This is a genomic window from Burkholderia sp. AU33423 (assembly GCF_002223135.1).
GTDB classification, from domain to species: Bacteria; Pseudomonadota; Gammaproteobacteria; order Burkholderiales; family Burkholderiaceae; genus Burkholderia; species Burkholderia lata_D.
The window spans coordinates 242,566-257,599 of the sequence record NZ_NKFH01000007.1; the positions used below are offsets into that span (position 1 = coordinate 242,566).

13 protein-coding genes are annotated in these 15,034 nt (G+C 60.6%); all 13 read left to right on the forward strand.

Annotation, left to right across the window (positions count from 1 at the left end; translation table 11 throughout):
• Position 1 precedes the first annotated feature (1 nt).
• The 13 genes from CFB50_RS19500 to CFB50_RS19560 all read left to right on the forward strand — a co-directional run bounded on the left by CFB50_RS19500 (position 2) and on the right by CFB50_RS19560 (position 15,023).
• Complete coding sequence (locus tag CFB50_RS19500) at positions 2 to 2,482, forward strand: VirB4 family type IV secretion/conjugal transfer ATPase (protein ID WP_089446931.1); 2,481 nt, start codon at positions 2 to 4, stop codon at positions 2,480 to 2,482.
• Positions 2,479 to 3,630 carry a type IV secretion system protein gene (locus tag CFB50_RS19505; protein ID WP_089446932.1) on the forward strand — a complete coding sequence of 384 codons (1,152 nt, stop codon included), beginning with the start codon at positions 2,479 to 2,481 and terminating at the stop codon, positions 3,628 to 3,630. The genes CFB50_RS19500 and CFB50_RS19505 overlap by 4 nt, the downstream gene beginning before the upstream one ends.
• A gap of 15 nt (positions 3,631 to 3,645) precedes the next feature.
• Positions 3,646 to 4,356: a P-type DNA transfer protein VirB5 gene (virB5, locus tag CFB50_RS19510; protein ID WP_089446933.1), complete on the forward strand. Its 711-nt coding sequence runs from the start codon at positions 3,646 to 3,648 to the stop codon at positions 4,354 to 4,356.
• 181 nt (positions 4,357 to 4,537) lie between these two features.
• Positions 4,538 to 5,242, forward strand: a complete 705-nt coding sequence (locus CFB50_RS19515) for a virB8 family protein (protein ID WP_089446934.1) — start codon at positions 4,538 to 4,540, stop codon at positions 5,240 to 5,242.
• Complete coding sequence (locus tag CFB50_RS19520; protein WP_089446935.1) at positions 5,239 to 6,063, forward strand: TrbG/VirB9 family P-type conjugative transfer protein; 825 nt, start codon at positions 5,239 to 5,241, stop codon at positions 6,061 to 6,063. The genes CFB50_RS19515 and CFB50_RS19520 overlap by 4 nt, the downstream gene beginning before the upstream one ends.
• Positions 6,056 to 7,279, forward strand: coding sequence for a type IV secretion system protein VirB10 (gene virB10, locus CFB50_RS19525; protein WP_089446936.1), 1,224 nt, complete (start codon positions 6,056 to 6,058; stop codon positions 7,277 to 7,279). Before CFB50_RS19520 ends, virB10 begins: the two co-directional genes overlap by 8 nt.
• The gene (gene virB11, locus CFB50_RS19530) at positions 7,276 to 8,427 is read left to right on the forward strand and encodes a P-type DNA transfer ATPase VirB11 (protein ID WP_089446937.1); all 1,152 of its coding nucleotides are present in this window, start codon (positions 7,276 to 7,278) and stop codon (positions 8,425 to 8,427) included. Before virB10 ends, virB11 begins: the two co-directional genes overlap by 4 nt.
• A complete protein-coding gene (locus CFB50_RS19535; protein WP_174948192.1) occupies positions 8,420 to 8,794 on the forward strand; it encodes a hypothetical protein in 375 nt (124 codons plus the stop codon). Before virB11 ends, CFB50_RS19535 begins: the two co-directional genes overlap by 8 nt.
• Entirely contained in the window at positions 8,791 to 10,503 is a 1,713-nt protein-coding gene (locus CFB50_RS19540; protein ID WP_089446938.1) for a type IV secretory system conjugative DNA transfer family protein, read from the forward strand. The genes CFB50_RS19535 and CFB50_RS19540 overlap by 4 nt, the downstream gene beginning before the upstream one ends.
• Positions 10,500 to 12,347, forward strand: a complete 1,848-nt coding sequence (locus CFB50_RS19545) for a PriCT-2 domain-containing protein (RefSeq protein ID WP_089446939.1) — start codon at positions 10,500 to 10,502, stop codon at positions 12,345 to 12,347. Before CFB50_RS19540 ends, CFB50_RS19545 begins: the two co-directional genes overlap by 4 nt.
• An 80-nt stretch (positions 12,348 to 12,427) precedes the next feature.
• Positions 12,428 to 13,441, forward strand: a complete 1,014-nt coding sequence (locus CFB50_RS19550; RefSeq protein ID WP_179254203.1) for an LPD7 domain-containing protein — start codon at positions 12,428 to 12,430, stop codon at positions 13,439 to 13,441.
• A 6-nt stretch (positions 13,442 to 13,447) separates the two neighbouring features.
• The gene (locus CFB50_RS19555) at positions 13,448 to 13,966 is read left to right on the forward strand and encodes a hypothetical protein (RefSeq protein WP_089446941.1); all 519 of its coding nucleotides are present in this window, start codon (positions 13,448 to 13,450) and stop codon (positions 13,964 to 13,966) included.
• Between the two features lies 1 nt (position 13,967).
• On the forward strand, positions 13,968 to 15,023 hold the full coding sequence (locus tag CFB50_RS19560) for a relaxase/mobilization nuclease domain-containing protein (protein ID WP_083266036.1): 1,056 nt from the start codon (positions 13,968 to 13,970) through the stop codon (positions 15,021 to 15,023).
• The last annotated feature ends 11 nt before the right edge of the window (positions 15,024 to 15,034 follow it).

Here is a 15,034-nt window from a genome sequence, read left to right on the forward strand (position 1 = left end):
CATGAGAACACCGTCGGCACATGCAACCCTCGTACCGCGCGAAGTGGTGCTCGCAGATTTCATCCCGTTTTCGTCGCATGTCACGGACCGCGTGATTCGCACGCGCGAGGGTGACTATATACAAATCTGGAAGGTCCCCGGGATTGCATTCGAGACGGCCGATCCTGCCGATATTCTCGCGCGTCATGTCACCTTCAACCAGTTGGTGCGCAATCTGCCGGGTGGCCACGTCGCGCTATGGACGCATCGGCTGCGGCGGGGTACTACGGACAGGTTCGAGACGACCTATGCCAACCGGTTCTGTCAGGACTTGGCGGAGCGCTACTACGCGAGCTTTGCCGGTTACACGATGATGACCAACGAGCTCTACGTGAGCGTCGTATATCGTCCTCACCGGACGCGATTGGGGCGGCTGTTCAGCCGTGCGGCACGCCGTACACTTGACGATATTCAGCGCGATCAGCAAGACGCATTGCGTGCGTTGGCCGATATCGCCGCGCAGATCGAGTCTGGTCTCAAACCGTGGTCGCCGCGTGCGCTCAGTGTGTATGAACGCTGCGATCCATTGACCAAGCGGCTCGGTCGCTATTCCGCCACGCTCGAGATGCTTGGCTACCTGGTGAACGGAACGTGGGAGGCGGTACCAGTTGGATCCAGTCGAATTTGCGACACTTTACCAACCTCACGCCTGTTCTTCCACCGTGAGAAGCTCGAGATCCGCACACCTACGAGCACCCGCTATGCGGCATTGCTCGACCTGAAGGACTATCCGGAGCAAACCGAGCCAGGCATGCTCAATGGACTGCTCTACGGCGACTTCGAGTACATCGAAACGCAAAGCTTTACCGTGCTCGACCGTCCCAGTGCCAAGGAGGCACTCGAGCGCCAGCGCAACCAACTGATTGCGGGAGATGACGTTGCTGTCTCGCAGATCGAGGCAATGGATCGAGCCGCGAACGATCTCGTCAATGGCGATTTCGTTTTGGGCGAGTACCACTACACGTTGGCTGTGCTGGGAGATACCTTGGACGAGGTAGTGCGGCATGTCGCTCAGGCGCGAACGAAGCTTGCAGACGCCGGCTTTCAGAGTGCGCTCATTGATCTGGTCGCCGATGCTGCGTGGTTCGCGCAGTGCCCCGGCAACTGGCGATACCGACCGCGAGAAGCGAAGCTCACGTCACGCAACTTTTGCGCGATGGCCAGTTTGCATAATTTCGCGACTGGAAAGCGAGATGGCAATCCGTGGGGCGAAGCTATCACGATTGTCAAAACGCCCAGCGGGCAACCGCTCTATCTCAATTTTCACGCAACGCCCGAGAAAGTCGACTCAAACGACGAGAAGGCGCTTGCCAACACGCAGATCATCGGCCGAGCAGGTGCAGGCAAGACGGTGCTTGAACTGTTCCTGCTCGCGATGGCAATGAAGTACGGTGTGATGGGCGTGCTCTTCGACAAGGACCGAGGAGCGGAGATCGGGATTCGCGCTATGGGTGGTCAGTACACGGTATTTCACCGTGGCGCACCCACCGGCATGAACCCGTTCCAGTTGGAGGTGGGCGAGGCGACACACAGTTTTTGGATGCGTCTTGTGTGCAAGCTGGTCGACAACGGAGTACCGCTGTCCGCGAAGGATGAGCTCGATATTTCTCGCGCGATCCGGGAGGTCGCACGCATGGATCGATCGCTGCGTCGGTTGTCCATGGTCAGGCAACTCTTGCCAAACGTTGGAGATAACAGTCTTCATGCGCGGCTTGCCAAATGGTGCGCCGGCGGGCGCCTCGGGTGGGTGCTTGATAACCCGGTTGACCTGATTGATCTACATGCGCACCAATTGTTCGGCTTTGACGACACAGAACTGCTCGACGATCCGGAGGTATGTGCGCCACTGACGATGGTGCTGCTGCATCTGACCGAACGCCTGATCGATGGGCGGCGTTTCATCTATGTGATGACCGAATTCTGGAAGCGCCTGCGCGATCCGGTGTTCAGCGAGTTTGCCAACGACAAGCAAAAGACCATTCGAAAGCAAAACGGACTGGGTATCTTCGACACCCAGTCGCCTGCGGACGTGCTGAGCCGTCCGATCTCTCGTGCGCTCGTGGAGCAGACGGCTACGTTTTTCTTCCTGCCCAACCCGAGCGCGGACCACGATGATTATGTCCACGGTTTCAAGCTGACCGAAGCCGAATTCAACATTGTGAGACGTATGGGCGAGCATAGCCGGTTGTTCTTGGTCAAGCAGGGTCATCGTTCGGCAATCGGGCGACTCGATCTCTCGGGATTGGGTGACGTGCTCGATGTCCTGTCGGGCACGTCAGACAACGTTGCGTTGCTCAATGCGATCCGAGCCAAGGTCGGGGACGACCCCGATGTGTGGTTGCCGCGCTTTCATGATGCCCTGACCGCTCGCCGGCGCCAGACGAGTGCGTTTCAAACCTCATTGTCGAGCACCGCTACACACGTGCAAGGTGGTGTTCTATGAATGGCCTCTTCAGCGCGGTGGGCGGTACGCTCGAAAATGGCATGCACACGTACGTGAGTGATGCATCGTCTGCGTTGTCGTCCGCGTTAGTACCCGTGGCTACCACGGGAGCGGTGATCTGGATTCTCGCGTATGGCATGGCGGTGATTCGCGGAGAGGCACACGAGCCGGTGCCGGCATTTGCCTGGCGAGGTATGAAAGTCGTCATCACGCTCGCATTCGCGCTAAGTGCGGGTCTGTATCAGTCCCAGGTCGTCACCTCCGTGAGCGAGGCGACAACTGGCGTCGCCCAGGCAATTCAGACAGCAGCCGTTCACACCGGCGCGGGAAATATTGGATGCGGGTCGGTTGAGCAACCGAGCGAGGCAAGCGAGCATGCCGCGGGAATTTACCGGACGCTCGATTGCTATGACCGGCAGCTTAACCTCGTGGTCGACGCCTATTTCGACAAGGCGACCCATGAAGGTCTGAGCATGAGCGGCATCGTCGCAGGTATCGGCGACCTCGCTTGTGGTCTGGTTGCCGCCTTCGGTGGCGCAATCTTTCTGATGGTGCTCGGCGTCGAAGTGATGATGGCGCGCATGCTGCTCGACCTTGTACTCGCGTTGGGTCCCATATTCATTACATGTGGAGCATTTAGTCCTACTGTCCGATTTTTCGAAGCGTGGACTGCCAAGCTCGTGAACTATGCGCTGTTGCAGGTGTTGGTTGTGGCTTTTCTCGGTCTCGCGCTCGCGGCGTTCTCGGCTAACCTCGCACCGTTTCAAGTAACGACTGCTGATCCGGAAGCTTCTGCCGATGCGCTGGCCGCTGCAGCCCGTCAAGCACTTCAAGCAAGCGCCCCGTGGGCGGCAGCTTTCGGCATGTTTGTTACGTCCGTGCTGCTGGCGATGATTGGGTGGCAGTTGCCGGCCGTGGCTTCGGGGCTTGCGGGCGGTGCGACTGTCTCGGGTTTTGGAGCGTTTGTCGCCGGCTACGCATCCAGACAGGCGGCCGGTGCGATGGCCTTCGCACTGCGCGGTGCAAACCGAAGCGCATCTTCCGGCGGTCGAATATCGAGGCCAGGCGGATTGGTGAGCACCGTCTCGCCGCACTCCCCCGCCTATCAACGGGCTGCACGCGAGCAGCTTGACCGTGCGCACGACTGAACAGGAGACGAAGCCATGAAGCGATACCTATTCACGCATACCGTGCTGATGGGCGCCGTTGTTGCGGGTGCGGCGTCTTTTATTGAGCCGGCAAATGCGGAAGTCTATTCGGTCTATGACGAGAAGAACGTTGCCCAGGCGATCGCGATGGTCGGGCAGCTCAAACAACAAGTGCAGCAGGAGATGGCGTTGTACCGCTCCATGAGTGGCGCGCGCGGCTTTGGCGCGTTGCTGGACCGACCGGGAGTAGTCAATGCGCTACCGGGCAATTGGCAGAGCGTGTATGCCGCGATTCGCGAGGGCGGGTATGCCGGGCTGACTGGTCCGGCTCAGGCGCTGCGCGCGCAAAGCAAGCTCTACGACTGTGAAGACCAGCGTGGCATCGATCAGCGAATTTGTCAGCGTGCGTTAAACAAGCCATTTCAGGATAAGGCACTTGGCCTGGAGGCATATCAGACTGAGCTTGCCGAACTCGACCGGATTGAGCGTCTGATGCAGCACATCGATACGACACGGGATCCGAAGGGTATCGCGGAACTGCAAGCACGAATCCAGTCGGAGAGCGTGGCAGTCGGCAACGAAATGACGAAGTTGCAGATGTTCAAGATGCTCGCGGAAACCGAGGATCGCTTGATTGCCGAACAGCAGACTGAACTGCTCCTGAAGCGAGCGGGCAACACACGTCGACTCCAGGATCAGATGGTGCCGGTCACATTTGGCCGATAAGGAGAACTGCGATGACGCGACGCTGGATGATATGCGTGCTTATCGAGTTGAGCATGTCGATGTCCGGGTGCAACAGTGTGCCGGCCGGGCTTGCGCTTCCCGATGGGGCTCACCGGGTACCGGTCAATCAGCAACCACCGGTGCCGACGGGGGTGAGCCTGTCGGTGGATGGAGCTTGTCCGTGAACGACCAAAGCGATTACCGGCGCGCGCTTGATTTTGAGGCGTCGCTCACCGCGTTGCAGGCATGCTCCGAGCGTCGCGCATGGCAAGTGGCGTTTGCCGCCGTTATTGTCGCGATCGGTTCTGTAGCGGCGCTTGCCGTGATGATGCCGTTTTATCGCGTGGTGCCGTTGCCTATCGAGGTGAACAAGCTCACCGGCGAGGCGCAACTCATCGAGGTGCTCGACGCAAAACACGTACCGCTGCGTGAGATCGAAGACAAGCACTGGGTCGAAGTCTATGTACGCACTCGCGAGCGCTACGACTGGGGACTGTTGCAAATGGATTACGACCGCGTCCTGGAGATGAGCGACGAATCGGTAGCGCGCGCATATCGTCAAATCTACAGCGGTCCGAATGCGTTGGATCAGCAACTGGGCGCATCAACACAATACCGCACCCGAATAGTATCGACGACGCTCGTGCCCGACGAGCCGGGGCATGCCGTCGTGCATCTGGAGCGCACGGTGCGCAAGAACGGCATCGATACCGGTGAGCCAGCAAAGCGCTTTGTGATTACGCTCGCCTTTACCTACCGTCCCACGGTGCTGGTGCGGGAGCGTTCGGCAATCGAGAATCCGTTCGGCTTCAAGGTGACGGCGTACAGCCGAGATGCGGAGGATACGCCACCTGCTCTGCATCCCGGTGCAGGAGCTGGCCAATGAATGCGCTCGCAATCGTGGCGATCCTGTTGGCGTGCTTTGCGACGCAAGCGGTCGACGCGCACGTCATGCCGGGCTGGACGCGCGATGCCAGAGTGCGCAAAGTGCGTTATGTGCCGGACGAAGTCGTGCGCATTATCGCGCAGCGCGGCTTTGCCACCCACGTCGCGCTGGATCCGACCGAGCACATTCTTGTGGTTGCGCCAGGGGACCGCGATGGCTGGTATGTGGTAGCCAATCGGGGGGACCATGACGTTTATCTGAAGCCGAAACTCGCCGCTCATGACACGAATCTCATTGTTCGGACTGATCGGCGCAGCTACAGCTTTGATCTTCTCGTTCTGCCCTTGAAAGCACGCTTTGGCAACGCGCATGAGATGTACCGGGTAAGTTTCGTGTACCCAGACACCGCTGCGTCGGATGCGTCTATTGCCGCGCGCTTGGCGTGTGTGCAGCAACGGCTGTCTCAGCCGTCTGTCGTGCGTAACGCCGCGTACTCGATGCAGATCATGCCACACGCCGAGGATATCGCACCGTCCGCAGTATGGGATGACGGTCACTTTACGTACATTCGAATCCCCAACAATCGTCGTATACCCGCGATCTTCCGAGTCGAGGACGATGGCACCGAACGCGTAGTGGACAAGCACATGGACCGCGACGTGGTGGTCGTCCATGAGCTTGCCCGCCGACTTGTGTTGCGTCTGGGCGATGAGGCGGTTGGTTTGTGGAACGACGCATTCGACATTGATGGTGTCGCGCCGCAGCACGGCGTGACGGTCGACGGCGTGCGCCGCACGCTGCGGAGTCGCGAACATGACTGAGGACACTTCGCCCAACGGCGCGGCGGCGGACGACAGGATCCGTCGCGACATCCAGGCAGATATGAATACAGGTACGGGATCCGAATCGTCTGTCATGCTCGATCGCGGCATGCCCAGCCTAGGTGGGTTCGGGCGACGATCGTTCATCAACTGGCTGATACCGCTCGCGATCATCGTACTTGCACTACTAGGCGCAGTCTGGACAGTTCACGGTGTACTCGCTCACCGAGACGATGCTGTGCGTTCGCGCCGCAGTGCGCTCCATGCGCGAGGCGCACACGAAAAGGTGTTCGACGAGGCGCCGGCATTTGCCGAGTCTGCGTCGGCCGCTGCAATGCCCACACCGACGTTAGCACCGGCCGCGGTACAGGCTGCGCCGTCCAGTGATCGTGCTGCACCGGTACGCAGCTACTACGACGCGCCGTTGCTTGCCGTGGGGGCCAGCAATGGGCAAATGGCAGACGCGAGCGAGAGTGAGTCAGCTGCCCCCAGTATTTTGCCCGTGCACGCGGACCAGCAGCCGTCGAATACGACTGTCGGTATGGTCGAGGAGCGGGCGAAATCCTTCTCACAGCCGTTGTCTCAGGCGCTCACGCCGACGCGCGTGCCGAAGGTGATGGCAGCGTTTATCGGCAACCGCAGTTTGCTACTCGCTCAGGGCACGAAGATCGATTGCGCGGGCGACACCGCGTTCGATTCCACCCAAGCAGGTATATCGACTTGCACGGTCGCACGTAACGTCTATTCCGACGACGGGCACGTGGTGCTCATCGAGCGCGGCTCGCAAATCAATTGCGAATATCGCGCGAATCTTGCGCCCGGGCAACGACGTGTATTTATTCTGTCAGCACGGGTTGCTACACCGCACGGTGTCACCGTACAGATCGATTCGCCAGTAGCCGACGCGCTGGGCCGCATGGGTATGGATGGATCGATCGATAATCACTGGGGCGCGCGCGTGGGCGCGGCCATGATGCTCGGACTGAGTCAAGACGCAATCGGTTATCTGGCCACGCGCGGCGGCAATGGCAACGGCACGATTGTCTACCAGAACACACAGGCGCAAGGCAACGACATGGCCACGCGCGTACTCGATCAGACCATCAATATTGCCCCAACTCTCAGGCAACATCAGGGTACCGAGTTCACGATTGTCCTGGCTCGCGATCTGGATTTCAGCTCGGTCTATGCACTGGAGCCGGAGGGTGTGCGATGAAGGCGTTCGAGGCAACACTTCAGCCGCAAACCGATCGCGTAGCCGATGCGATGCCGGTGTTACCAGATGATGCATCGGTGACGGAGCTGATGCGTTCATTCGCACCGTTACTCGCCGACGAGGCAGTAACGGAGCTCGTGATCAACCGACCGCAGCGCATTTTGACCGAAACCCATCGGGGGTGGCAGGCACATGATTTACCGGAACTCGATTTCGAACGACTAATGGCGTTCGCCGTGGCGATTGCCACATTGACGAATCAGGGCGTCTCGACCGAGCATCCATTGCTTTCCGCGCTGTTACCAGACAACGCGCGCCTCCAACTCGTAGTGCCGCCCGTGGTGCCGTCGCGCACGGTATCGGTCACCATCAGGCGCCCGAGCGCGGATGAAAAGACGCTTGAGTGCCATCGCGCCGACGGCATGTTCGAGAACACGGTTTGGCGACACGTTGACGGTCTCGGTAAGACCGGCTTGGCGTTGCGCGGAGTCGATCGGATGCTCGTCGAGCGGCTCGAAGCGCGTGATTTTGCCGCCTTCTTCGAAAGCGCCGTGCAAGCACGCCGCAATATTGTCATTGTCGGCAGCACGGGATCCGGCAAGACGAGCTTCATGCGCAGCTTGTGCCGATTCCTGAGCGCGAGCGAGCGCATCGTGACGATCGAAGACGTACGCGAGCTGTTCATTCGGCATCTCGAAAACTGCGTCCATCTGCTCTATAGCAAAGGCTCGCAGGGGCGCGCACGCGTAACGCCTGCAGATTTGATTGCCTGCGCCATGCGCATGCGTCCCGACCGGGTGTTGCTTGCCGAGCTCCGAGGAGCTGAAGCGTACGACTTCCTGAAGCTTTTGACCACGGGGCACGCCGGCTCCATGACGAGTTTTCATGCGTCCAGTGCGGGCATTGCCATCGAGCGGTTTGCGCTCATGGCAAAGGAGCATCCCGAGGCAGCCGCCTGGGACATTGCTTCGCTCAAGCGCGTGCTGCGCTTGACCATCGACGTGATCGCGCACATGGAGGCGCAGCCCGTATTGGACTCGCACGGTGTCCAGGTCGGCAAACGCTGGGCGATGACCGAAGTCTGGTTCGACCCGCGCGAGAAGGCCGCCGTCGAATTTAACCAGGCCGAAAGGTGCTGCGATGCATGACGTGTCTGAGACGCTTACTCAAGCGTGGCGTGTGACGGTTCTCACGCTTGCCATCACGATCGCGATATACGCCGGATTGGCCGCAGCCGAATGGTTGGCCTCATGTGTACTGTATGCAAGCATGCACCGCAATCCCATCCGCGCAGGCTGGTCAACATGGCTTGACGCGTTAGGGGCATGGTACGACGGCCGTCTTCCGAATATGGGGCGACGTGTGCTCGGTGCGGGCCTCATGGGGTTGCTCGTCGCCTTCGGCGGCCCTGCGCTTGCCGTGTATGCGTGGCTGGAACAAGCCGGCCGCGGACCCTTGTATGGCGACGCGCGCTTCGCGAACGAGGCGGAGATTCGTCGGGCGGGGCTGTTATGAGACAGATTGCACCCGCGAAGTCTCAACCGACGCTGGTGGTGGGCCGTTGGCGTGGCCGCTATCTGCGCTTTGCCGGTCAGCAATTCGTGCTACTCGCCGCGCCCGCTCGTTCAGGAAAGGGCGTGGGGATTGTGATTCCGAATCTGCTGACCTATTCCGACTCCGTGGTCGTGCTTGATATCAAACAGGAAAATTTTCGCCTCACGGCGGGCTTCCGGCGCGCGCACGGACACGCTGTGTACCTGTTCAATCCGTTCGCAGGGGATGGCCGCACGCACCGCTATAACCCGTTGTCGGTATTGGCAGACGGCATGTTTCGCGTCGGCGACATTCTGGCGATCGGTTACGTGTTGTATCCGGCCGGCGGGCATGACGAATTCTGGAAGGACCAGGCACGCAACCTTCTGTTGGGACTGGTCCTGCTGCTGTGCGATTGGCGTGAGGCCCGTCGTGCTGGCGCGAGCGGGGTGCCCGACTACCCGATCACAATGGGCGAGGTACTGCGGCAATCATCGGGAAATGGTCTGCCGGTCAAAACATACTTGAATCGGATGCTTATACAGCATCGACAGTACTTGAGCCGAGCCTGTATTGATGCACTGAATCGGTTCCTCGCGAATGACGACAAGGTCCTAGCGAGCATTCTGGCGACTTTTAATGCGCCACTGACGATCTGGGCCAACCCGATTGTTGACGCGGCGACGAGCGCGAACGACTTTGATCTTCGAGACGTCAGACGCCGCAAGATGTCCGTATATCTTGGCGTGACGCCCGATCACTTAAGTGAGGCGGCGATACTGATGAATCTGATGTTCTCGCAGCTCGTGAATCTGAACACCAAAGAGTTGGCAGAGGACAATCCGGCATTGAAATTTCAATGCCTGCTGCTGCTTGACGAGATGACGGCGATCGGAAAAATCCAGATTATCGCGCGTGCGGTGGCCTATATGGCGGGCTACAACCTGCGCCTGCTCTCGATCGTGCAATCCGACTCCCAGCTCGAATCTGTTTATGGCCGACCTGACGCGCGGACCATTGTCACGAATCACGCGATGCAGATCCTCTTCGCCCCGCGCGAACAGAAGGACGCCAATGCTTACTCCGAGATGCTCGGCACGCGCACGGAGCAATCGCGCACGACGAGCCGATCGAATGGCATGTTCGGTGCGCGCAGCGGTGCGAGCGAGAGCTTTTCCGATCAACGTCGTGCGCTAATGCTGCCGCAAGAGATCAAGGAGCTCGATCGCGACAAGGAAATCATTCTTCTCGAGAATACCAGGCCGATTTTGGCGGACCGGATCTGCTACTGGCGCGATCGTGCGTTCACTTCACGGTTGATGGCCGCGCCTACGGTGCCTGCGCTCGATCTCGTGCGATTTGGTGCACAAATTGAGCAGCGACTGCGCGAACTGAGCGATGACGAAGTCGATGATCAGACAGGCGAGCTGGCGCATGTGCGACCGGACTATCTGGAACTTGTACACGCCTGGGATCAGCGCGAGTTGCCGCAGGCTTTGGACGATATCAGTTGCGAGGAGGCCGCTGCATATGTGGATCGGCATTTCACGCTGCTGGGGGTGCCGGCAGATGACGTTGCGCGCGCCGGACGTCGGTTAGCGCGTGACGAAGACGGCATGACCGATGCTGAGGCGGGCTCGCGCAAACGCGTCTGGAGTCCTGCTGCGCGGGCAAGTGGTGGTGTTCAATGAGCGTTGCATATATCAGTGAGGCGGATCGCGTGCGCGCGGCTTTGGCGACGATTCCGGCCGACGACTATACGACATGGGTCGATATGGCGTTCGCCGTGAAGCAGGGGCTTGGCGAGGCAGGTTTTGATCTGTGGGATGCATGGAGCCAGACGGCGCCAAATTACGATGCACGCTCGGCGCGTGCGACATGGCGCTCGGCGAGCGAAAGTGGGGCGATAACGCTTGCGTCGCTGTTTTGGCTGGCCCGCGAGCATGGGTTCGATCTGGCCGGCTCGCGCGCCGTTGGCGATGTCGCAGCTCGGCCCGCGCCGGCGCGTGCCCTCATTGTGGGCGCCGAAGCCCCGCTCGAGCGTAAGCGTCGGGCTCGCCGCGCCGCCGTCGCCCGTGAGGCGCTGAGTATCTGGCATTGGGCACGGCCCGTGGCGCCCGATCATCCTTATCTGACGCGCAAGCAGATTGCGCCGTTGCCGACCCTGCGCGAGCTTGAGGCAGAAGAGTTGCACGTGCTGCTCGGCTACGCCCCGAAATCCAATGACGCCGCTCTCTTGGGACGTGTGTTGATCGTGCCTGTTCGTATCGGTCATCAGATCTCGACACTCGAACTGATCGATTGCGAAGGGCGTAAATCGTCACTGGCAGGCGGTGCGAAGGCAGGGGGCTGGTGGTCGGTTATGCCCGAACAGTGTCGACGCGACGCGTGCTTGCCGGTTCTGATTGCCGAGGGCGTGGCGACTGCCGTATCGGCATTGCAGGCGACAGGGTGGTACACGCTTGCGGCTTTGTCGAGCGGAAATTTGCCCAAAGTGGCAACGGTATGGCGCGCGCAGCACCCGAAGGATGAGCTTGTGATTCTGGCCGATCTTGGTGCTGGATATGCGCATGCGGAGCACGCGGCGCGCGATGCGCATGCACGACTGGTCGCTCCTCGGTTCGCATCAGGGGCGCGTATTGCCAATCAGTTGCCGACCGACTTTAACGATATGGCGGTGCTCGACGGAAAGGACGCGGTCGGCGAGCTGTTGCGGCGTGCGGTACTCGATACGCCAGCGCCTGCGTCGACTGAGGCCAAGGCGAGCCGAGCGCGAACCGAGGGTATGGCGTTTAACTTGACGGGAGACGGAGATATGGGATCGAGGAAGGCGGGCAAGGGTACGGCGGCGGACGACGTGCGCCGGCACGCCGAGGTCGACAGCTCAGGTAGTGATCGCGCGTCGACACGGCCATCCGGGACCCCGGAGGAAGGGAAACAGGCATTCACTCACGAACCGGCGGCGAGCTCAATTACCGAAACCACGGGCGAGGGGCAGCATTCGAACCGTGGGCCACGTCATGCGGCAGGCGAACTCATATACGGGCTCGACGCCGTGCCCACTGACGTCAAGTTGGCGGCCGAGCGGCGTTTTGGGGCTGCGCTGAGGATGTCCACACCACGAGAGAACGGAGGCCCCTATCGCGGGGAGGTATTCAATACCGAGCATTTCCTTGTTCAAGAGGTGGCACCACGCAGCGTGGTATTTCACGCGAAGAGGAAGATGACATTCGTGTCGGACCGGTTGCGGTGGATGGACGAGCGCCATCGCCTAAACGGCGCAGACGTACAGATTGTCTACGAAGGTGAGCGCGCGAAGCTCTACCCGTGGGACCGAGCCCGCGATCAGCTTGAGCGGGCGGTTGCGTCGCTGAAAAAATCTGCGCGGGAAATGGGATTCGATGGCATGGACGCGAAGCTCGATGCGCTGCATGCAGCGTCATGGGCTCGCGTGAAAGCCGCGCGTGCAGCCGCGCTCGCGCAAGCCAGGTCACGAGTGGACGGGCGTGGCGACGTCGATGACCCGCAGCGGTAGCGATGCGGTCGTCCGCAATATCAATATGTATGGTGACGCCGCGCAGCGCAGCATTGCGCGACCCAAAACCGGTGAGGTACATGATGGATGATGCCCAGTCGCCGACGCTTTTCGCACGCAGTGCGAGCTTCGCCATGAACGCCATCGAGCCTGAATGGACTCCGGACGTCGACATAGCGCGACGCCCCCCGTCGGAGCACTTTCCAGTACAACAATTCGGCTACCTCGCAATGCTTGCGCGTCGGCGCAGCGAGTTTGATGCGGCGCGCGCCCTGCTACGAGAGCAGGCTGGTGGCAGCCGCGTCGAGGCGGGGCGAGACGACGCCGGCACGGACGGTGTGTCCGACACCGGCGCGATAAATTCGGCGCCGAAGTTCACGCAGATCGCCGACGCGCCAGAGCGAGTTAAGCGAAGCTACCTGCGCGCCGGCGGTCAATATTTCCTGAAGGATGCTCCATACTCGCTGGCATTCGAGGATCGGGGGCGATATCTCGTCACGACGCACACTCATACAGACATTGTTGCTTCCATGATGGATCTGGTGCAGGCGAAGGCGTGGACGCGCATTCGCGTGTCGGGACACGGCGCTTTTTGCCGCGAAGTATGGCTGGAGGCCGCTTCAATCGGTATTGAGGTAAGCGGGTACACACCGAAGCCTGCCGAGCTCGCACGCCTTGCTGAGTTGAACGGGCCGACTGAACACACGCGCGATCGCGATTCCGAGCATCTTGCGCTGCAGCCACAAGCAGCGACGACTGCAACGCCTGCGGGTGCCCGCGGCGAAAGTCCAGACCGTCCCATGGGCGCACCGGTGCGCCACTCGAGATCGCTGGACGATGAGATTCAGCTCGCCGTGATTGTGGCGGCTATGCGCGAGCAGGGTTTCAGTGATCGTTCGGTCAATCGTGTTAAGCGTCGCGCTGTGCGCATGCTCGACGCGCTTCACGCTGAGGGCGTCGAGCTTCCCCGACCTCGCGTGTTCGATCCGACGGCTCCTTCCGCGCGAACGGAAAAGGACGAACCCCAGCAATCGTCTGCCCCGTCGCGAGAAATCAATCACGCGCCCGCCATGCAGTTGCCTGGCCAACGGTAGACGAACATGGGATCGCGAAACCGAGCGCGCATTGCGGTCGAACTGGGCGCGCTAAAGCCTTTGTGGCAGGCACGATGTGTGCAGAACGGGGTGAGCGCCGGCGAGGGGATCAGGCGGCTCGTGGCCGAAGCACTGGACATTGCCCATGACCCGCCGGACACGGCCGCAATACTTTCGATGCCGAGCGAGCCGTTTGTACGGATCGGTGTGGGTCTGATGCCGGCCGAGTTGCAATGTATCAAAGGGCTGGCCCATGTCCAGGGGTTCACCGCCAATCGATGGATTGCTGCGTTAATTCGCGCTCATCTGACCGGCGAGCCGCAATTGGGAAACCGGGAGATGATGCTGCTTGCGGAATCGAATCGGCAGCTCGCCGCGATTCGTACGCGGCTGGGTGAGCTTGCTCGCAACACGGGCGAGGGCCATCACGTGTCCGATTGGGAGCACTCGCGCGTCGTAATCCTCACACATCTGCGGTTTGTCGCACAGTTGCTGCAAACCAATCTGGACCGATGGAGCCGTTGAGATGCCGTTTCCCAGACAGTACGTCGATGCGCTGCTCGTCAACTGGGGCGATCGACTGTTTCATGAGCCGCTGCGGCATGTGCGCGCGCCGCATCTGACCGGCGTGGCATTGCCGCGCGATGCGCTGCGTCTGCGCGAACGGCTGGCTTTGACGCTTCGACGCGCGCCCGAGGTCATGGTCAAGATTACCAACAGAGCGTCAGGCGCACAGGGCATGGGTGCGGTGCGGCGACATCTGCAATATATTTCACGCGATGGCCATGTCGAGCTGGAAGACCAGGACGAGCGAGTGTTGGTCGGAGACGCTGCCCTGCAGGACCTTTTTGACGAATGGCGGTGGGGTGGTTGGGGGATGCCGGAAGAAAGCCGGCGTCGGGAAACCTTCAATTTGATGCTATCAATGCCAGCGGGCACGGACCGCGCGGCCGTCCGAGAGGCGTCAAGGGCATTCGCGCGCGAGATATTCGGCGACGGACGATCGTACGTGTTCGCACAGCATGATGACCAACCGCATCCGCACGTACATCTGTGTGTTCGGGTGCGTGGTCCTGACGGGCGGTGTCTGAATCCGCGCAAGCGGGATCTGCGCACATGGCGCGAGGTGTTTGCGCGACAGTTGCGCGAACACGGGGTCGACGCCAACGCAACGCCGAGGCTGGTTCGCGGTGAGACACAACGCTTTCGGACGCAGGCCGTTGTACGGATGCAGTCTCGTGGAGTTGCCCCACGCTTTTACCGATCCGTGCTCGATGAGCGGGCAACAATGGTGTTATGGGACGCACATATCGAAACATTGGCAGTCTGGCGCGGGGTCGCACAAGCATTGGCACATTCCGGTATCCCTGAAGACCGAACCATGGCAATGGATATTGTGGATTTTGTGCAGCACATGCCGGCACGGCAATTGGATCCCGGCGCTACCCGACTCGAGCCGGCCACCGAGTGCTCACATCGTGACCGCCCAGTCGCGCACGGGTATATCGCCCACTTCACGGGAAGACAGCGCAGTGTCGATGACAGGCCAACCGTACCTGATCCGCCATTTGACCGAGACTGATACTACGCTTA